The sequence below is a fragment of the Neisseria sp. genome (genome assembly GCF_030523955.1).
Lineage (GTDB): Bacteria > Pseudomonadota > Gammaproteobacteria > Burkholderiales > Neisseriaceae > Neisseria.
Genome location: NZ_JAUNHL010000011.1, coordinates 1 through 19,229 on the forward strand (window position 1 = coordinate 1; position 19,229 = coordinate 19,229).

The 19,229-nt window shown below is 49.5% G+C and carries 14 protein-coding genes; 10 read left to right on the top strand and 4 right to left on the bottom strand.

Annotation, left to right across the window (positions count from 1 at the left end):
• The first annotated feature begins 718 nt into the window (after positions 1-718).
• Positions 719-1,078, top strand: coding sequence for a hypothetical protein (locus tag Q4C79_RS03490; protein WP_303089647.1), 360 nt, complete (start codon positions 719-721; stop codon positions 1,076-1,078).
• 602 nt (positions 1,079-1,680) lie between these two features.
• On the opposite strand, the gene alaS is transcribed toward Q4C79_RS03490, so the two are convergent.
• A complete protein-coding gene (gene alaS / locus Q4C79_RS03495) occupies positions 1,681-4,575 on the bottom strand; it encodes an alanine--tRNA ligase (RefSeq protein WP_303089648.1) in 2,895 nt (964 codons plus the stop codon).
• 627 nt (positions 4,576-5,202) lie between these two features.
• On the opposite strand from alaS, the gene Q4C79_RS03500 reads away from it, so the two are divergent.
• Positions 5,203-6,915 (top strand): proline--tRNA ligase, encoded by a 1,713-nt coding sequence (locus tag Q4C79_RS03500; protein WP_303089649.1) that lies wholly within the window; start codon positions 5,203-5,205, stop codon positions 6,913-6,915.
• Between the two features lie 108 nt (positions 6,916-7,023).
• The gene (locus Q4C79_RS03505) at positions 7,024-7,677 is read left to right on the top strand and encodes a fumarylacetoacetate hydrolase family protein (protein ID WP_303089650.1); all 654 of its coding nucleotides are present in this window, start codon (positions 7,024-7,026) and stop codon (positions 7,675-7,677) included.
• Between the two features lie 1,401 nt (positions 7,678-9,078).
• Here Q4C79_RS03505 and Q4C79_RS03510 read toward each other — a convergent pair.
• Positions 9,079-9,660, bottom strand: coding sequence for a superoxide dismutase (locus Q4C79_RS03510; protein WP_303089651.1), 582 nt, complete (start codon positions 9,658-9,660; stop codon positions 9,079-9,081).
• 180 nt (positions 9,661-9,840) lie between these two features.
• Between Q4C79_RS03510 and dnaB the strand changes: the two genes are divergently transcribed.
• From dnaB to prmB, 7 genes are all read left to right on the top strand, one after another.
• Positions 9,841-11,244: a replicative DNA helicase gene (gene dnaB / locus Q4C79_RS03515; protein WP_303089652.1), complete on the top strand. Its 1,404-nt coding sequence runs from the start codon at positions 9,841-9,843 to the stop codon at positions 11,242-11,244.
• 211 nt (positions 11,245-11,455) lie between these two features.
• Positions 11,456-12,112: a GspH/FimT family pseudopilin gene (locus Q4C79_RS03520; RefSeq protein WP_303089653.1), complete on the top strand. Its 657-nt coding sequence runs from the start codon at positions 11,456-11,458 to the stop codon at positions 12,110-12,112.
• Between the two features lie 39 nt (positions 12,113-12,151).
• Complete coding sequence (gene pilV / locus Q4C79_RS03525; RefSeq protein ID WP_303089654.1) at positions 12,152-12,796, top strand: type IV pilus modification protein PilV; 645 nt, start codon at positions 12,152-12,154, stop codon at positions 12,794-12,796.
• A 7-nt stretch (positions 12,797-12,803) separates the two neighbouring features.
• Positions 12,804-13,880, top strand: a complete 1,077-nt coding sequence (locus tag Q4C79_RS03530; RefSeq protein ID WP_303089655.1) for a PilW family protein — start codon at positions 12,804-12,806, stop codon at positions 13,878-13,880.
• Entirely contained in the window at positions 13,880-14,425 is a 546-nt protein-coding gene (locus Q4C79_RS03535) for a PilX N-terminal domain-containing pilus assembly protein (protein WP_303089656.1), read from the top strand. Before Q4C79_RS03530 ends, Q4C79_RS03535 begins: the two co-directional genes overlap by 1 nt.
• A gap of 13 nt (positions 14,426-14,438) precedes the next feature.
• Positions 14,439-14,927 carry a type IV pilin protein gene (locus tag Q4C79_RS03540; protein ID WP_303089657.1) on the top strand — a complete coding sequence of 163 codons (489 nt, stop codon included), beginning with the start codon at positions 14,439-14,441 and terminating at the stop codon, positions 14,925-14,927.
• Positions 14,928-15,186: 259 nt separating this feature from the next.
• Complete coding sequence (gene prmB, locus Q4C79_RS03545; RefSeq protein ID WP_303089658.1) at positions 15,187-16,092, top strand: 50S ribosomal protein L3 N(5)-glutamine methyltransferase; 906 nt, start codon at positions 15,187-15,189, stop codon at positions 16,090-16,092.
• Between the two features lie 314 nt (positions 16,093-16,406).
• Here prmB and Q4C79_RS03550 read toward each other — a convergent pair whose 3' ends face one another.
• Positions 16,407-16,742, bottom strand: a complete 336-nt coding sequence (locus Q4C79_RS03550; RefSeq protein WP_303089659.1) for a YbaB/EbfC family nucleoid-associated protein — start codon at positions 16,740-16,742, stop codon at positions 16,407-16,409.
• Between the two features lie 198 nt (positions 16,743-16,940).
• Complete coding sequence (gene dnaX / locus Q4C79_RS03555) at positions 16,941-19,049, bottom strand: DNA polymerase III subunit gamma/tau (protein ID WP_303089660.1); 2,109 nt, start codon at positions 19,047-19,049, stop codon at positions 16,941-16,943.
• Positions 19,050-19,229 lie beyond the last annotated feature (180 nt).

Consider the following 19,229-nt stretch of genomic DNA (forward strand, 5'->3'; position numbering starts at 1 on the left):
ACTGCTTTATGGGCACCTCTTCGCATTTGTTGCACTTAGATTGTCAATTCAAGGGCAAAAACCGCGTATGCAAGGCAAAAAGCACAGCAAGGTTGAACACCTTGCGAGCATTTTTAACGCCGCAGACGGGTTTTTTTGGCCAAAAACACCGCCGTTGCGTTAATTGTCGACAGACCCTAGGGTCTGTTGACAATAGACCCTAGCTTTAATGAACATTAATTTCAATAAGGTAGATTAGAAAATCAAAACTATGCCTGTCTGAAAAAATATTTTTCAGACAGGCATTTCTTTGGAAAACGATTTCGCAATACGAATGCACAGTCTAAGGGCTGTTGACACAACGGTTTTACCTTATATAGCAGATTAACTTAACTTTCGCTACGGCGTTGCTGCGCCTTGTCGTACTATTTGTACTGTCTGCGGCTTGCTGCCTTGTATCGAAAATTAATTAAATCTGCTATAGCGGATTAACTTAACTTTCGTTACGGCGTTGCTGCGCCTTGCCGTACTACTTGTACTGTCTGCGGCTTGCTGCCTTGTATCGAAAATTAATTAAATCCGCTATATATCGAAAATATGTGAAATTCAAGCTATGATGCCCTTATCAAATTTAGGATGTGTCGCCCACAGGCTTGCGAAGTGTTTTGTAAAGCAAGAACTTTTCCAAGCCGTTTTTATCACAACGAAACAACGTTCATCATTAATAGAAAGAAGCAAAATGAAATCAAGCAAAAAATTCTGGCTACTCAGCCTTGCCGCCCTATTCAGCCTCAGCGCTTGCGGCGAGAGCGAAAACGAGCGCGACAGCGATTCGCAATACGAACAAACCGACAACCGCGATAACGACGAGCGCGATGATGATAAGCGCGACAACAACCGGAATAGCGACCGCGGCGACGATAACCGGAACGACAGCAGGAACGGCAACAATCGAGACGAAGATAATAGAAGCAACAACAGGAACGGCAACGATCGCGATGACGACGATAACGATCGCGGCAACGATAAACAGAACGATGAAGATGATAAAAACGACGACGATCGGGATGATGATAACGAAAACGACGAGAAGCGTTAGCCGACACCACCCGAAAGCTTTTTGCAAAGCCGTTTTTAAATCTGTCCTCCATACTCGCCGGCCTGGTTCGGACATCCCAAAATTTATTGCCACTCAAGGGTCTGCCGTCTGAGTGACAAAAAAGTTTTCGCTCAGGTTTACTCTTAATGAAAAATGCCTGTCTGAAAAGTTTTAGCTTTGCTAAACCTCGCAAGTTTATTTTCAAACAGAAATTTTAATCTACAGAGAAACCAATGGCTTAATATAGCGGATTTAATTAATTTTCGATACAAGGCAGCAAGCCGCAGACAGTACAAGTAGTACGGCAAGGCGCAGCAACGCCGTAGCGAAAGTTAAGTTAATCCGCTAACCAACTATACTTTCTCTTCAATCGATTCGCTATAGCGGATTAATACTATAAAAATTCCATTATTTATAGTAGATTTAAAATAAAACTCCGAGATTGGAGCGCGGACGTCCTCGTCCGCAAAATATCCAGAATCATACATAAAAAGCGGACGAAAACGTCCACGCTATATCGGACATTTTATTTGAATCGACTATAAATAAACTCATAGGCCTGTCTGAAACCGTTTCAGACAGGCCTATTTTCAATCACCCAATCAAGCCAGCTTGCCGCTGACCCAATCTGCCACGCTGTTTAGCGCTTCGGGCAGTTTATCCACTTCGGTTCCGCCGGCCTGTGCCAAATCCGGCCGGCCGCCGCCTTTGCCGCCGATTTGTTCGGCAACAAATTTCACCAGATCGCCGGCTTTCACTTTGGCGGTCAACGGCTTGGACACCCCCGCGCACAGCGATGCTTTGCCGTCGTTTACCGCTGCCAGCAGAATCACGGCGTTGTCGGATTTGCCGGTAAGGTCGGTAACGATGTCGCGCAGGGCGCCTGCTTCGGCGTCGATTTGGGCAACCACCAGTTTGGCCGCGCCTAAATCTTTTGCGTTGTCCAGCAGTTTGGCGCCGGCGTGTACCGCCAGTTCGGCTTTGGCTTTGGCCAATTCTTTTTCCAATGCTTTGCTTTGCGCGGCATGGGCTTGGATTTTGGCCAACACGTCTTTTTCGGTTTGCGCTTTCACTTCGCCGATGATGTCGCGCACCAAGCGCTCTTGGCCTTGCGCCCATTTGAGGGCGTTCAGGCCGGTAATGGCTTCGATGCGGCGGATACCGGCGGCGATGCCGCCTTCGCTGATGATTTTGAAGAGACCGATGTCGCCGGTGCGGGAAACGTGGGTGCCGCCGCACAATTCGGTGGAAAAGTCGCCCATCTGCAACACGCGCACTTCGTCGCCGTATTTTTCGCCAAACAGCATCATGGCGCCGGTTTTTTGTGCGTCTTCCATGCTCATCAACGCGGCTTTCACTTCGACGTTGGCGAGAATGGCGGCGTTCACGCGGCGCTCGACTTCGGCGATTTCTTCGGCACTCACGGCTTGCGGGTGGGAAATGTCGAAGCGGGTGACTTCGGCGGTTACCAGCGAGCCTTTTTGTTCGACGTGGCTGCCGAGCACGTCGCGCAGGGCTTGGTGCATCAGGTGGGTGGCGCTGTGGTTGCGCATATTGGCGTTGCGGATGTCGTTGTCGATTTCGGCGGTGATGCTGTCGCCCACTTTCAGACGGCCTGAAACCACGATGCCGAACTGGCCGTGTACGGCGGCTTTGATTTTTTGCGTGTCGCGCACTTCGAAACGGTTGCCGCCGGCAAAAATATAGCCGACGTCTCCGATTTGGCCGCCGCTTTCGGCGTAGAACGGGGTGCGGTCGAGCACCACGGCGCCGCTGTCGCCTTCGGCCAATTCTTCTACCGGCTCGCTGCCTTTATAGAGGGCGAGGATTTTGGCTTCGGTTTGGCGTTCGATGTAGCCGGTGAATTCGGTGTCCTGCCCTTCGTAGGCCAGTTGGGTGTCGGCTTTGAAGTTTTGTGCGGCGCGGGCGCGGGCGCGCTGGGCTTCCATTTCGCGGTTGAAGCCTTCTTCGTCAAGCTCGATGCCCAATTCACGCGCCATGTCGGCGGTCAGGTCGTAGGGGAAGCCGTAGGTGTCGTAGAGTTTGAAAATATGCTCGCCGGAAAGAATCATTTTGCTGTTGGCGATGTTTTCGTTCACATACGCTTCCAGCGCTTCGGCAAACGGGCGGTCTTCGGGCGCGGTTTCGCTTTTTTCCAGCACTTGCGCCAAGCCGAAGCTTTCGCTTTCGTTCAGACGGCCTGCTTTTTGTTTGCGCACCACAATCATTTTTTGGTCGGCGTTTTGGCGCGAGGCAACAGTAAACTCGATACCGTCGGCGGTTTTCAGCTTCAAGGGTTCGCCTACGCCGTCCACAGGCAGCAGGCTTTCGAGTTTGAGGAACTGCATGCCGCGCCATACTTGGTTAAACAGCCCCATACCTTTTTCCAAGGTTTCGCCGAAGCGTGCTTCTTCGCCGCGCAGCGCTTCCATAATCTGGGTTTGCTTTTCTTTCAACTCGGGATAAGCGCCGCCCATTTCTTTCACCAAATCGGGCACCAGTTTGTAGAAGAAGGCATTTTTCTGGCCGAGTTTGTAACCGTGGCGCACGGCGCGGCGGATGATACGGCGCAACACATAACCACGTCCTTCGTTACCCGGCATCACGCCGTCGGCAATCAGGAAGGAGCAGGCGCGGATGTGGTCGGCAATCACTTTCAGGCTGGGAATATCCATGCTGAATGCCACGCCGGTTTCGCGGGCGGCGGCTTTGAGCAGGTTTTCAAACAGATCGATTTCGTAGTTGCTGTTCACATGCTGCATCACGGCGGCCATGCGCTCCAAGCCCATGCCGGTATCCACCGAGGGTTTGGGCAGCGGGTTCATATTGCCCGCTTCGTCACGGTTGAACTGCATGAATACATTGTTCCAGATTTCGATAAAGCGGTCGCCGTCTTCTTCGGCGCTTCCGGGTGGGCCGCCCCAGATATGCTCGCCGTGGTCGTAGAAAATCTCGGTGCAGGGGCCGCAGGGGCCGGTGTCGCCCATCTGCCAGAAGTTGTCGGAGGCGTAGCGGCCGCCTTTGTTGTCGCCGATGCGGATGATTTTTTCGGCGGGCAGGCCGATTTCGTTGAGCCAGATGTTGTAGGCTTCATCGTCTTCGGCATAAACGGTGGCCAACAGTTTTTCTTTGGGCAGGTTCAGCCATTCGGGGCTGGTGAGGAATTCCCAGGCGAATTTGATGGCGTCGTGTTTGAAATAGTCGCCGAACGAGAAGTTGCCCATCATTTCAAAGAAAGTGTGGTGGCGGGCGGTATAGCCGACGTTTTCAAGGTCGTTGTGTTTGCCGCCGGCGCGCACGCATTTTTGTGCGGTGGTGGCGCGGGTGTAGGGGCGTTTGTCGAAGCCGAGGAACACGTCTTTAAATTGGTTCATGCCGGCGTTGGTGAACAGCAGCGTCGGGTCGTCGTGCGGCACCAGCGAAGAAGAGCGGACGATTTGGTGTCCTTTGGATTCAAAGAATTGTAGAAATTTTTGGCGTAATTCGGCAGTTTTCATGGTGGTTTCGTCAAATGGTTTAAATGGTTTAAACGGTTTCAGACAGGCATTCCGCAAAGGATAAATGCCTGTCTGAAATCAATAGGAAAATATGCTGTATATTACCTTAGATTTTATCCGCCGCCTATTCATAAGGCCGGGGACTTTGCAAAAAACCTGAAGGGCAGTGCAATAATGCCGTAACCAACTTTTTCCGCTCCCGCATAAAGGCGTTAAAAAAGCATACACATTATCTGTGGATAACTTTGTGCATAACACGAGTATAAATGTAAAAATGCCAGCCAAAGCAAGCGCCGCTCCGTTGCTGCTCAAAAAGTAAGCAATAATTTATATTATTAAAAACAAATACTTAAAATACAAACATTGATTTAAAAGGGAAAATATCTGCTTGACAAACCTGCGGTAAAACGCAACGTCTTCATGTGCATCATTTAATTTTCTGATAATAAATTCAGGCAGTATTTTCTGCCAAACGATGCCTGTCTGAATATTTTTACCTGCTTCGGTATTCGTTCGACACTGGTCATGGATATAAAGAACAGGCAGATAGCTGCCCGAGCCCATCGTTTCACGGTACAATACCGCATCTTTTCCAACCCACTATTTCTATTAATCGACGAAATCATTATGAAAGCCAGCCATTTTTTCATCTCCACCTTAAAAGAAGCCCCGGCCGAAGCCACCCTGCCCAGCCACCAATTAATGATACGCGCCGGCTTGATCAAACCGGTGGCTTCCGGCCTGTATACTTGGATGCCGATGGGCTTGCGCGTTTTGCGCAAAGTGGAAAACATCGTGCGCGAAGAGATGAACAAAGCCGGTAGTGTGGAATTGCTGATGCCGGTAATCCAGCCTGCCGAATTGTGGCAGGAATCCGGCCGCTGGGAGTTTTACGGCAAAGAATTGCTGCGCATCAAAGACCGCCACGAGCGCGATTTCTGCATGGGCCCCACCTGCGAAGAGGTGATTACCGACATCGTGCGCAAAGAAATCACGAGCTACAAACAGTTACCGAAAAACTTCTATCACATCCAAACCAAATTCCGTGATGAAGTACGCCCGCGTTTCGGCGTGATGCGCGCCCGCGAATTTGTAATGAAAGATGCCTATTCTTTCCACGCCGATTATGAATCGTTGGAACAAACCTACCGCGATATGTACGATGCCTATTGCCGCGTATTCGACCGCCTGGGCCTGAACTACCGCCCGGTAGCGGCCGACACCGGCAGCATCGGCGGCACCGGCTCGCATGAATTCCAAGTACTGGCCGACAGCGGTGAAGACGTCATCGCCTACAGCGACGCTTCCTCATTCGCCGCCAACGTGGAATTGGCCGCCACCCTGCCCCAGCAAGGCGAACGCGCACCGGCAAGCGAAACGCTGACCAAAGTGCACACGCCCGCAGTAAAAACCATTGCTGCTTTGGTGGAGTTTTTGAACATCCCGATTGAGCGTACACTGAAATCCATCGTGGTCGAAGGCGAAGAAGAAGGCGAAATCGTATTGCTGCTGTTGCGCGGCGATCACGATTTCAACGACATCAAAGCCGAAAAACTGCCCGGCATCAAATCCCCGCTCACCATGGCCGCCCCTGCTCTGATTCAAGAAAAATTCGGTGCCAACGGCGGCTCCTTGGGCCCGGTAGGCTTCCAAGGCAAAGTCTATGCCGACTACGCTACCGAAAAACTGGCCGATACCGTCATCGGCGCCAACGAAGACGACTACCACTACACCGGCTTTAACTTCGGCCGCGACTGCCCCGAGCCGGAATTTGTCGACTTGCGCAATGTCGTGGAAGGCGATCCCAGCCCCGACGGCCAAGGTACGCTGAAACTGGCGCGCGGCATCGAAGTCGGCCATGTATTCCAATTGCGCGATAAATATTCAGAAATCATGAACGCCAGCTTTTTGGACAACAACGGCAAAGCGCAAATCATGGAAATGGGCTGCTACGGCATCGGCATCACCCGCATTGTCGCCGCCTCCATCGAACAGAACCACGACGAGCGCGGCATTATCTGGACCGAAGCCATGGCGCCGTTCCAAGTGGTGATTGTGCCGATGAACTATAAAAAATCCGATGCCGTGCGCGAAGCAGCCGATCGGATTTACGCCGAGCTTATGGCACAAGGTGTTGATGCCTTGCTGGACGACCGCGACGAGCGCGCCGGCGTGTTGCTGAATGATTCCGAATTGCTGGGCATCCCGCACCGCATCGTTATCGGCGACCGAGGCTTGAAAGAAGGCACGGTAGAATACGCCCGCCGTACCGACAGCGAAGCCCAAAGCGTGGCGTTCAACGAAGTGGCGGCAAAAGTACTGGCTGCGTTAAAAGCATAAAAACGTTGCCTTTTACGCCACAAATGCCTGTCTGAAAATATAAAAACCTTTTATTATATTTTCAGACAGGCATTGCTTTACCCGATTCCGTTCCCAACAGGAGCCACCATGACCCAAGTAAACTTCGAAAACCAAACCGTGCGCGTAAACAATATTTACTGCATCGGCCGCAATTATGTCGACCACATTGCCGAACTGCAAAACGAAACACCCACCGAGCCGGTGGTATTTATGAAGCCGAACAACAGCATTCTCAACAACGGTGCAAGCATCAAGCTGCCTGCGTACAGTCAATCGGTACATTACGAATGCGAGCTCGTGCTGTTAATCGGCAAAGATTGCGACGGCTTAAATGGCGATGATATAAGCGGCATCATCGCCGGCTATGGCATCGGCCTAGACTTAACCGCCCGCGACATACAAAGCCGTCTGAAAGAAAAAGGCCTGCCGTGGACCAAAGCCAAAGGCTTCCGCGGCGCGGCCTGTCTTTCCGGCTTTATCGCGGCGGATAAATTAACCCAGCCGCAGGATTGCGTATTTACCTTCCAAATCAACGGCGAAATCCGCCAACGCGGCCAAACTTCGATGATGATTTACCCGATTGCCGCCATTTTGCGTGAGCTAGCGGAAAGCTACGGCCTGAAGCAAGGCGATGTGGTGTTCACCGGCACACCTTCCGGCGTAGGTGAATTGCACACCGGCGACCGGCTGGCGCTGGATTTGGCGGGCTTGGTACAGGCTGAATTTGTAGTGGCCTATTGAGGTTTTGCAAGCTTATTTTTCTCAATCTGTAGCGAACAAGCCGGCGAATTCCTACAACAGTTTATCAATCATTATCTCCAAAATCATTCCAATGATAATCGTCAATTTAGTGTTGAACAAAAATCAAAACATCCACCCATTTCAATAGTTTATTTCTTAAACTTTAATATAATAATTTATAGTGTTGCTGCTTCTTTGAACAAGTTTAGACTGAATCAATATTTTCTTGAATCTTCAATTTAATTAGGAATCAAATTTATTTAATTTATATTTAAGTTACTGATATTAATGCAGAAAATATTTTAAATTTTGTTTTGTTTCACACTATTTTGCGTTGGCCTTTATCAAGAAAAACAAGATTACCTACCCAAGACCAATAAAAACAATGCTCTTTATGGACATAACAAATAAAGAACATACAACTCTATAACATCTATCGGTAGATGATGTGAGGATGTGGTAAAAAAATAAATCTCATTATCTAAAATCTTATTTATTTTAAATTTTGGCTGTGACATTGATTTTTATGTATTTTTAACAAAAAAAGATAACAATGAAATGTATGAATAAATATGATTATTTATATTCTTGAAAGAATGTGAATTTCATTTTCACTTTGGTACACCAAAAAAGCGGTTAAAATTCTGCATATTTGGTGTGATATTTAGGGATAATCTAGTCAGCCCCTATTGTTTGGAGGTTATTAATAGTAATGAAAGATACAAACCAAGCTATGCTGTTAATATTTAAAAATATAGTTTTTTCCCTATAACTACTTATTTTGCTCTCCCTTTACTTATTTTAATTAGCTTGTTTTTTGTTCCTGAAGGTTATCAGGGTATTTTTATATATTCAAAAACAATACGAGGGACAAGTCAAAACAAATGGCTATTTGATATGTTAAGCTTTTATTCAATTGTGTTTTTTTGCTTTTCAGTTTTGAAGTATGCTATTTGTGGATTACCTAATAATGTTAGCCAATTAATTGAAAAAAATTTCTATTCAAATAATATAGGGAAAAGTGTCAGTATAAATAAAATATCTGCTATTTCTTATGCCATTTTAATATTTATATTAGCTTATATTTGTTTTTTTTCACTATTTGAGGCAACAAATACCCCAAGAAATATAGAAGATTTTCAAAGAGATGCGGTTATCAATTTTTTTATTTTCTTTATTTTAAAGTGTGTACCGACCGTAATAGCGACTTGTTTTTACATTCAGTCTATGGAGATTAAACGAAATGTCTTGCATTGAAAAAATAACTACCCAATATTAAACGCATCGCAAAAATGCCTGTCTGAAATGTTTTCAGACAGGCATTTGATATCAACAAGTCATAAAAATCCGCCCGAATCAAATTCGGGCGGATGCCGGATTCCGGATTGCGTTTAACCGAACTTATGCGGCAAAGCGTTTCGCCACTTCGTCCCAGTTTACGATTTCCCAGAAACCTTTCAGGTAGTTCGGACGGCTGTTGCGGTAATCGATATAGTAAGCATGTTCCCATACGTCGCAAGTCAGCAGCGGTTTGTTGTCGGTGGTCAGCGGGGTAGCGGCGTTAGAGGTAGACACCAGATCCAATTCGCCGGACGGCGTTTTCACCAACCATGCCCAACCCGAACCGAAAGTACCGGCCGCGCAGGCGTTGAATGCTTCCTGGAATTTTTCGAAGCTGCCCCATTTGGCATCAATTGCAGCAGCCAACTCACCGGAAGGCTTGCCTTGGCCTTTGGGTGTAAAGCCAAACCAATAGAAAGTGTGGTTCCAAGTTTGCGCCGCGTTATTAAACACACCGCCGGAAGATTTTTTCACAATCTCTTCCAAAGAAGCGTTTTCAAACTCGGTGCCTTTAATTTGGTTGTTCAAATTGGTGATGTAGGTTTGGTGGTGCTTGCCGTAGTGGTATTCCAGCGTTTCTTTAGACAGGTGCGGCTCCAGCGCATCCAGAGCATACGGCAGTTCGGGTAATTTGTGTTCCATGAATCAACTCCTGTTATGGTGGTGTATTGCTGTTGATACAGCGCCCTTGATTCTACCTAGTTTGGCCGCAAAAGACCAATAAAACTTATTTTATAAGTAGCAAACGAAAAGTTATAATAAGCGCCTGTGCCCCATCATTCCGGCACTCGCGCATTCGAATTTAAGAAAGAAACACACACCATGATTGATCCTGCCGATTACGCCGAAGATGCCGAAACCAGCGCGCTGGCGCTGCCGCCGCACTCAATGGAAGCCGAGCAATCGGTTCTCGGCGGCCTGCTGCTTGAAAACGAAGCATGGGACAGAATCGCCGACGTACTGGGCAGCGAAGACTTCTACCGCCACGAACACCGGCTGATTTTCCGCAGCATCGCCTCCCTCATCAACGAAAACCGGCCTGCCGACATCATCACTGTACAAGAGGCGCTGGCCGGCAAAGACGAGCTCGATGCCGCGGGCGGTTTCAATTATCTGGTTACCCTCGCACAAAACACCCCGTCGGCCGCCAACATCCGCCGTTATGCCGAAATCGTGCGCGAGCGCTCGATAATGCGCCAACTCGCACAAGTAGGCACCGACATCGCCCGCAACGCCTATAACCCGCAAGGGCGTGATGCGGCGCAACTGCTCGACGAAGCGGAAAACAAAGTTTTCCAAATCGCCGAGAGTACCAGCAAAGCCAAACAAGGCTTTATGAACATGCCCGACTTATTGCGCGAAGTAGTCAACCGCATCGATATGCTGTACCAACGCGACAACCCCGATGGCGTCACCGGCGTGGCCACCGGTTTTATCGATCTCGACAAAAAAACCTCCGGCCTGCAGCCGGGCGATTTGATTATCGTCGCCGGCCGCCCGTCGATGGGGAAAACCGCTTTTTCCATCAATATTGCGGAACATGTGGCGGTTGAAGGAAAATTGCCGGTAGCCGTTTTTTCCATGGAAATGGGCGGTGCACAACTGGTTATGCGTATGCTGGGCTCCATCGGCCGCCTCGACCAGAGCGTACTGAAAACCGGCTTGCTGAAAGACGAACACTGGGGCCGTTTGAGTGATGCAGTAAACAAACTTTCCGAAGCGCCGATGTTTATCGATGAAACCCCCGGCCTTACCTCATTGGAATTGCGCGCCCGCGCCCGCCGTTTGGCCCGCCAATTCGGCGGCAAACTCGGCCTGATCGTCATCGACTACCTGCAACTGATGTCAGGCTCCGGCCGTAGCGACAACCGAGCTTCCGAATTGGGCGAAATTTCCCGCTCGCTCAAAGGCTTGGCGAAAGAATTACAAGTACCCATCATTGCGCTGTCGCAATTGAGCCGTACCGTCGAATCGCGTACCGACAAACGCCCGATGATGTCCGATTTGCGCGAATCCGGCGCCATCGAACAAGATGCCGACCTGATTATGTTTATGTACCGCGACGAATACTACAATGCCGAATCCCCGTTCAAAGGCATGGCAGAATGTATCATCGGCAAAAACCGTAACGGCCCCACCGGAAAAGTGGTATTAACCTGGATGGGCCAGTTCACCAAATTTGATAATGCCGCCTACATCCCCGACGGCATGATGATGGAAGATTAAGACAAATCTTAATGCGAATATCGTAAATATAGGAAAAATTCAGCTGTAATCGCTTACCCTAAAGCACTATCGATTACAATAGCAAAAATTTAATAACGAATAAGTACTGCCCCGAAGTTTGTTCTGCTGCAAATCCCAGTATTTTCAGACAGGCATTTAACCATCAGACGCATACTTATCACATTGCCCTCCAAAACGTTAGGTATTACTCATGTCTCTCCCACCGCATAAACCGCAAGGGTTCACATTGGTCGAACTATTGCTGGTTCTCGCGATAGCCGGCATCATGGCCGCCATCGCCTATCCTACCATGAGCGACTGGTTGGCTTACCGTCGCGTCTCCGCCAAAAGCGAGCAACTGATTAATTTACTGCGGCTTGCGCGCGCGGAATCCGTTCGCCTCAATCTTCCCGTTTATGTTTGCCCGGTTGACATCGCCAATAACGGCAAATCCAACAATTATTGTTCTACTTCAAATACGGAAGGCTACGCGGCCTTTGCCGACCGCAACGGCGATCAAAAATTCGAAGAAGGCAAAGATTTGCCCTTGCGCACCGCTATTCTGAATACAGCGGGCCAATCGAACATCGAATTTTCACTGCGCAACACCAATACCACCGCCTTGGCTTTTCGCCCGGACGGATCATTCTATCGCGCCACCAGCAGTAACGGCATCATCACAACCACTCGCGCCGACAGCAAAATCAAAATCACGCTAACCGATAAAAACGGCGGCGATGCCAAAGCACGGCGTGCGGTGGTTCTACTGTTGGACAACAGTGGCCGGGTAACTTCTTGTGCACGCGACAAAGTCAGAAGCACCAGCGGCGAATGCGCTTACGCTACTTCCACCTCAACCAAACCTTAAACCTCTCCGACATGTTCAACCCCATGCAGAGTATTTATAATGAATAAAATAAAAAAACATTGCGCGGTACCCTTTGCCCACCCATCCCGCCATTTCCCCGTCGCCCAACAACACGGCATGACCATCATCGAAGTTCTGGTTTCCATGCTGATTCTAGGCTTGGGCGTATTGGTTTTGCTCGCCACCCAGTTGCGCACCGCAGCCGGCGTACGCGAAGCCGAACAGCAAACCATCGTTTCCCAAGAAGTCCAAAACCTGATCGAAGGCATGTTGGCCAATCCCACTTTAAGTGCGGATAACACTTCAGGATCAACAGGCTGGACCAAGAAAAGCTATGCCGCTTATATCAATAGAAACAATTCCAGCGGTACCATTTCTGCAAGCAGTACCTCCATGAGCAAACAAGCGCTGGCCGACGCACAGATTAATGAATTCAGACAGGCCTTAACTAGCAGAATGCCCAACACCCATATCAATTCAACCATCTGTGTAGATTCTAGCGGCGCCGCACCCACTGCTACCGGCACGAACATTGCTTGGAATTGCGACAACAACGGCTCGACTACCATGGTTAAGGTTATCTGGCAGGTTGCTACCGATAAAGGAAACAACAACAACGCCAGCGGCATCACAATGAACGGTGACAGGGCGGTTTACACCTATCAAGCGCGAATTACGGATTAATAATGATATGAAACGCAACACACATTCCCAAAAACGTTTTTACCACTCGACCTATCAACAAAAACCGCAAGGTTTCTCGGTTATCGAATTTTTAGTGGCCAGCTTGTTGAGCATGATTGTGCTGGTAGCAGTAGGATCCGGTTATTATGCCGCGCGCAAGGTCAATGACGTTGCCGGCGGCAGGCTAAATATCCAGCAAGATATCCGCAATACAGCCAATATGATTGTCCGCGACTCCCGTATGGCCGGCAGCTTCGGCTGTTTTAATCTCAATAACAGCAGCGGCACAATCACCCAAACCACCCCTGCCAGCGCCGCTACCAATCCGGCGTTATCCCTACGCTTTAGCAGCGGCAGTAATACCTTTGAAGAAGGCGTGAAATCTGTTGCCCAAGCCAACTTCGGCACAACCGGTATTTCCGACTTCACTCCCAATTCGGAAGCCATAATTTTCCAATACGGCGTCGGCTCGCCTACCGTAAGCAATCTGACTACCGATTCGGTTTCCATCAATACCGATAGCGACACCAGCGAATTGTCCAATGGTTCGCCAATAATCGTTAGCAGTTGCGATGTTTTGGATCAGGTTTATGCCGGCACCACTTCAACTACTTCCGGTACAGCCACTTTTAGCGGCCTAACTTTAAGCAGCAGCCAGAAACTCGCCGAAGTAATGGTTTTGCGCTATGTGGTTAATCTGTATGTAGTCGGTACGCCCAACGGTGGCGAACAAGGTTTATACCGCTTCCAATTGCAACCCAATGGCAGCTGGACGGATCCCCAGCTGTTGATCGGCGGTATTAACTCAATGAATGTTTTATACGGTTATGTAAACGGCTGCCCTACCATTGATAGCTCGGTCGCCTCTTCCACCCAAGAAGAAACCTTCTCGTTTTTCAGCAGCCTGCAACCTACCGACCGTAGCCGGCCTTTGGCTTCCATCCGTTTGCAATTAAATGGCAACACCATTGATGCACGCGAAAAAGTCAACGCTTCAGCCAGTGCCGGCCAAGTATTTATCTATAATATTAACGCAAACATTCGCGGAGGAAACCTATGCGCAGACCGCAGCATCAGCCAATAATGAACGCTCTGCCCAACGGGCAACGTGGCTTCTCACTTTTTATCGTATTGATCGTGATGATCATCATCGCATTTTTGGCTGTTGCCGCTACCCAAACCTATAATACCGAATTGCGTATCAGCAGTAATGATGCCGACCGGAAAATGGCAATGGCGACTGCCGAGGCGGCACTGCGCCAGGGGGAAAGTGATATTGCTTCCTTTACCAACCCAACCTTCACCGTCGATTGCACCGACGGTTTATGTAGCCAAGCCCGTCAGAACACTACTACCGTGGGTACCAATGAAGGCACGCTAACGATTGAAGGTGGATCCAATGACAATGCTTGGACCCGCTTGTGTAATAACGCATCCTGTCTGGAAAATAACGGACGTACTTACACTACCGCCGGTGCAGCTAAAAATGCACGTTATATTATTGAATACATAAACAATACCAGTGGTCTTAACGGTAACACCTTGCTGTTCCGCGTCACCGCACGCGCTTGGGGGCAGAATGAAAATACCGTGGTAACCGTGCAGTCTTATGTAGAGTCCGTCAGGTAAGGTGGTTACACTTATGAAATCAAACATCCCTATTATCCAACGCGGCTTTACGCTGGTTGAAATGATGATAGTTGTCGCCATCGTTGCCATTTTGGCCGTTATCGCCCTGCCTTCTTACGAGCGTTACATCGAACGCGGCGATGCCACCGAAGCCAAAGCCGAAATTTTGAAAGTACAAAGCATCCTAACTCAAGAGCGTTTGCGCAACCCCGCGCATGATTTGTCTACAGCATCCGGCATTCGGACCAGAATTGCGGCAACCGGCGCCAGCGAAATTAGTTTGAGCAAAAATGTAGCGGAAAAATATGAACTCGGCGTAGGCGGTAGCGATGATGCGCCGGTTCTCACCTTAACACCGCGCTCGAAATATGCTTCCAGCCGTACACTCGGCGCCCGTGTCGATCTGTTCTCCAACGCGTTTATCTGCGCAGACAGCACAGCTACCCGCGCCACTAATGTTGACAGTACTAAATGCAAAGCAACCGCCACCGGCCTGAATTAAATGCATCGTAGCAACTATGCCTGTCTGAAAGCCTTTCAGACAGGCATTTTATTTATAGTATAATCGCCGGATTCTTCCTGTCGAACAGAGTCTATAGTTAAACCACAACGTTAACCATTCCGTCGCAACCGGGCTTACCGCGAGTATCTTAAGCTTAAATAGCAATGGAGATATCCAGGCTAAGCCCAAGCATAACGAGTGTGGTCGTAAGTCGATTGACTATATATGATCTCTATTCTTATTACCGTGAAAGAGCCCCATGTATCATTCTCCCGCCGCCAGCTATTTGCGTACCGTACGCGATGTTTTGCGCTTTGCCGTCAGCGAATTCAACCGTGCCGATCTGTTTTTCGGCCACGGCAGCGACAATGCGCATGATGAAGCCGCCTATCTGATTTTGCACAGCCTCAATTTGCCGTTAGACCGCCTCGACCCTTATCTGGATGCCGTATTGTTACCGGCAGAGCGTCGTGATTTACTTGCAAAAATCCATCGCCGCGTTACCGAGCGGCTGCCGGTCGCCTATTTAACCGGGCAAGCGTGGCAGGGTGATTTTGAATTTTATGTAGATGAGCGCGTGATTGTGCCCCGCTCGTTTATTTACGAGTTATTGGGAGAAGGGTTGCACCCGTGGATTGAATATGACGAATTGGTACACCGCGCATTAGACTTGTGCACCGGCAGCGGTTGTCTGGCAGTGCAAATGGCTTATCACTATCCGGATGCCGAAATCGATGCGGTAGACATCAGCCTAGATGCACTGGAAGTGGCTGCCATCAATGTGGAAAACTATGGTTTGGAAGAACGGGTAAATCTCATCCATACCGATTTATTCGAAGGGCTGGAAGGCACTTATGATTTAATCGTTTCCAATCCGCCCTATGTAGACGCCGAATCGGTGGCCGAACTGCCGCCGGAATACCTTCATGAGCCGGAGCTTGCGCTCGGCAGCGGCTTCGACGGTTTGGACGCTACCCGACAGATTCTGCTTCATGCCGCCAAATACTTAAACCCCAAAGGTGTGCTGCTGGTAGAAATCGGACACAACCGTGATGCACTGGAACTTGCTTATCCCGAACTGCCTTTTGTCTGGCTGGAAACCAGTGGCGGCGACGGCTTCGTGTTCTTGTTGACCCGAGAACAGCTACTGGGAGAGGAACCTTAAGACAATTGACCAGCGAAGCGGTTTTTTGAGGCAAAAACCGCGTATGCAAGGCAAAAAGTGCAAAAAGGTTGAACACCTTGCAAGCATTTTAGCTTCGCAAGTCCGCTACGCTACCTAATGCCGCAGACAGGGAATCTTGACTAAAAATACGCCGTTGCGTTGTGTCGGCAGACCTTAGGTTAATATCCGATAAAAAACCCGCAATTGCGGGTTTTTTATCGCCAAAAATTGATTTGAGATCAAATTCGGGCGGGAGTTATCAAAATCCTTATCCAGTCATTTGCATAAGCTTTCGATTGAACAAGATTCCATTATTATTTAAAGAAATCACCAAAACCGGGCGGCAATCCTTGGGTAAACGCACCCATACGTTGGTTGGTAGTCGCTTCTGCCGCATCGCTGGCGGCGTTAATGGCGGCCAATACCAAATCTTCCAGCATTTCTTTGTCATCCGCCGCTTCGGCAATTAAATCAGGGCTGATTTCCAAGCTTTTTACCACATGATTGCAGGTCATCACCACTTTAACCAAACCGTTGCCGGCTTCACCGCTAACTTCGGTTTGCGCCAGCTCGGCTTGTGCCTTTTTCATATTTTCCTGCATTTTTTGGGCTTGCTGCATCAAACCGCCCAAACCGGCTTTTCCAAACATAATCTGCTCCTTATCCTGTTTCAATGCCTGTCTGAAAAACAGGCGTTGGGCTAAATTTTAAAAAGCGCTATTCTAACGGATTTATCCCGCTTTGTATTGCTTTCAGACAGGCATACCCTTGTTTTAGAATACGCCGTATACCGATTAATCAGAACCCCGGCAAGCCTTGTCTACATCTATTTCACCATCCCATGCGGTTTATTTATCCAAATTCTCCAGCAAATCCACCGTGCCCTTACGCCATTCACGGCAATCCAACGCTTCCATTAATTGCCGGCAGGCAGCATCGGCTTCCATCAATTGTTGTGCTTTAGCCTTACCTTCCTCCTGCAAACGGCTGCGGCGCATCGCGGGTGTTTCCCAGCCTGCATCATCTTGCCAAGCCCGGTTTTGCAGTTTCAGCGCTGGCAAAACATAAGCATCTGCCAATACCTGACGGATTTTCTCGAGGCTCTCGCGGTTTTTTACCGTACCTGCCGCTTGCGGGCTGACTGATACGGTTAATTCGCTCTGCGCTTCATCAAAAGCTACCCAAGCCGTGTGCAGCGTCAGCATTTGTGCCGACCCCAATTGCGATGCCAGTTGCTTGCAGATTACCGGCCAGTTTTCCTGATTCAAATCGGGCATATCGGCAAATACCGCCGGCTCTTCTGTATCTTCGTCATTCGGAAAGCCGGTCATCTGCAACTGAGGCTGATCTTGCCCGCCCTCTTCAGCACCATCTTCTTCATCCGGCAACTGTTCGACAAAACCGTCCAACGTCTCAACTGCCGGCTGTTCGAACAAAGGCTCACCACTATACTCTTCCCATTGGGCCGATACCACGCCCACATCTTCGGTATGCGGCAACTTCTCATCTGCTTCATTGGCATTTTCTGCGGATGCAAAAGCTTCGGTTGCAGCTAAGTTGGCCTCATTGACTCCATTGTATGTGTCTTGCGGCGCTTCGGTTTGCTGCTCCGCTGTTGTAAGCGGTTCTTGCAGCGGTTGTTTATCTTCCGGCTCAAGGCTTGCCGATGCCGTTACCGCCTTGTTTTCAGCCAATTCTTCCCACGGCGGCGTATCTGCTATTTCTCCTCCTGCTGGCTCCGCCTGCGCCGGTGGGTTGATCTGAATTTCAAGCGAAGCCGCCGGCTTTGTTACCGGCTCGCTGCGGGCATGATGCTCGGGGTTATGTAATTGAGTGCCTTCGATCACACCATCCATAGGCTGACCTTTGGCGGCTACCGGCGCAAACGCCAGCATACGCAGCAAAGTCATGATAAAGCCTGCATATTCATCCGGTGCCAAGCTTAAATCCTGACGGCCGCGTACCGCGCACTGATAATACAGCTGGATTTGTTCGTCACCCAGATACTGGCTAAACCGCATTAAGGTATCGTGCTCGGGATCATCCTGTACGACGGCGCCCTGTACCGCGCGGTAAAGCGCCAATTTTTGCAGCAGCAGTGCCAACTCGCTCAATGCATTATCAAAGCCCACTGCCCGCGCGGCCATATCCTGCGCGGTACGCATCATCGCTTCGCCGTCTTGATTAACGATGCCTTGCAGCAGCTCATACAAATAATGTTTGTCCACCGCACCTATCATGTGGCGCACGTCCGGCTCGCTTACCGTACCGGAACCCATCGCAATCGCCTGATCCAACAAACTCAAGGCGTCTCGCATCGAGCCCATCGCCGCACGGCCAAGCAGTTGCAGCGCGGGCGGCTCATACGGCACTTGCTCGGCAGTCAATACATAAGCCAGATGATCGGCCACCTGTTGTGCGGTCATATTGCGCAATACAAATTGCAGGCAGCGGCTCAACACAGTAACCGGCACTTTATGCGGGTCAGTCGTCGCCAAAATAAATTTCACATGCTCCGGCGGCTCTTCCAGCGTTTTGAGCATGGCATTAAAGGCCGACTTGGAGAGCATGTGCACCTCGTCGATGATATAGACTTTGTATTTGCCCGCAGTCGGCGCGTATTGAGCGTTTTCCAATACTTCGCGGATATTATCGATACCTGTGTTGGATGCGGCGTCGATTTCCAACAAATCGACAAAACGGCCGCTGTCGATTTCGCTGCAACTGCGACACTGGCCACAAGGCTCACCATTATGAGGATTCTCGCAGTTCAGGCTTTTGGCCAAAATCCGCGCGATAGTGGTCTTACCCACTCCGCGGGTGCCGGTTAATAAATAAGCATGATGCAGGCGGCCTTTATCCAACGCATTTTTCAGCGCTTTGACCACATGTTCCTGCCCCACCAGATCGGCAAAGGTTTTTGGGCGCCATTTTCGGGCGAGTACTTGATAAGTCATATATTTTCTTCATAAGGATATCAACAGCGTACCGTCGCAATATGCCTGTCTGAAAGCTTATTGCAAGGCACGACGCGCTATTTTAGCATTGTTTCACCCAAGCTGCCGATGGCAAAACCATGCTGAAAAGGCCAAGTTAAGCACTGCGATATTTCTGTTTTGTTTTGCTGAACATAAACC

Coding starts and splice junctions, on each gene's coding strand:
- dnaX (WP_303089660.1), bottom strand. CDS start 19,049: ATGACTTATCAAGTACTCGCCCGAAAATGGCGCCCAAAAACCTTTGCC.
- pilV (WP_303089654.1), top strand. CDS start 12,152: ATGAATAAAATAAAAAAACATTGCGCGGTACCCTTTGCCCACCCATCC.
- Q4C79_RS03535 (WP_303089656.1), top strand. CDS start 13,880: ATGAACGCTCTGCCCAACGGGCAACGTGGCTTCTCACTTTTTATCGTA.
- Q4C79_RS03500 (WP_303089649.1), top strand. CDS start 5,203: ATGAAAGCCAGCCATTTTTTCATCTCCACCTTAAAAGAAGCCCCGGCC.
- prmB (WP_303089658.1), top strand. CDS start 15,187: ATGTATCATTCTCCCGCCGCCAGCTATTTGCGTACCGTACGCGATGTT.
- Q4C79_RS03530 (WP_303089655.1), top strand. CDS start 12,804: ATGAAACGCAACACACATTCCCAAAAACGTTTTTACCACTCGACCTAT.
- dnaB (WP_303089652.1), top strand. CDS start 9,841: ATGATTGATCCTGCCGATTACGCCGAAGATGCCGAAACCAGCGCGCTG.
- Q4C79_RS03510 (WP_303089651.1), bottom strand. CDS start 9,660: ATGGAACACAAATTACCCGAACTGCCGTATGCTCTGGATGCGCTGGAG.
- Q4C79_RS03550 (WP_303089659.1), bottom strand. CDS start 16,742: ATGTTTGGAAAAGCCGGTTTGGGCGGTTTGATGCAGCAAGCCCAAAAA.
- Q4C79_RS03490 (WP_303089647.1), top strand. CDS start 719: ATGAAATCAAGCAAAAAATTCTGGCTACTCAGCCTTGCCGCCCTATTC.
- Q4C79_RS03540 (WP_303089657.1), top strand. CDS start 14,439: ATGAAATCAAACATCCCTATTATCCAACGCGGCTTTACGCTGGTTGAA.
- Q4C79_RS03520 (WP_303089653.1), top strand. CDS start 11,456: ATGTCTCTCCCACCGCATAAACCGCAAGGGTTCACATTGGTCGAACTA.
- alaS (WP_303089648.1), bottom strand. CDS start 4,575: ATGAAAACTGCCGAATTACGCCAAAAATTTCTACAATTCTTTGAATCC.
- Q4C79_RS03505 (WP_303089650.1), top strand. CDS start 7,024: ATGACCCAAGTAAACTTCGAAAACCAAACCGTGCGCGTAAACAATATT.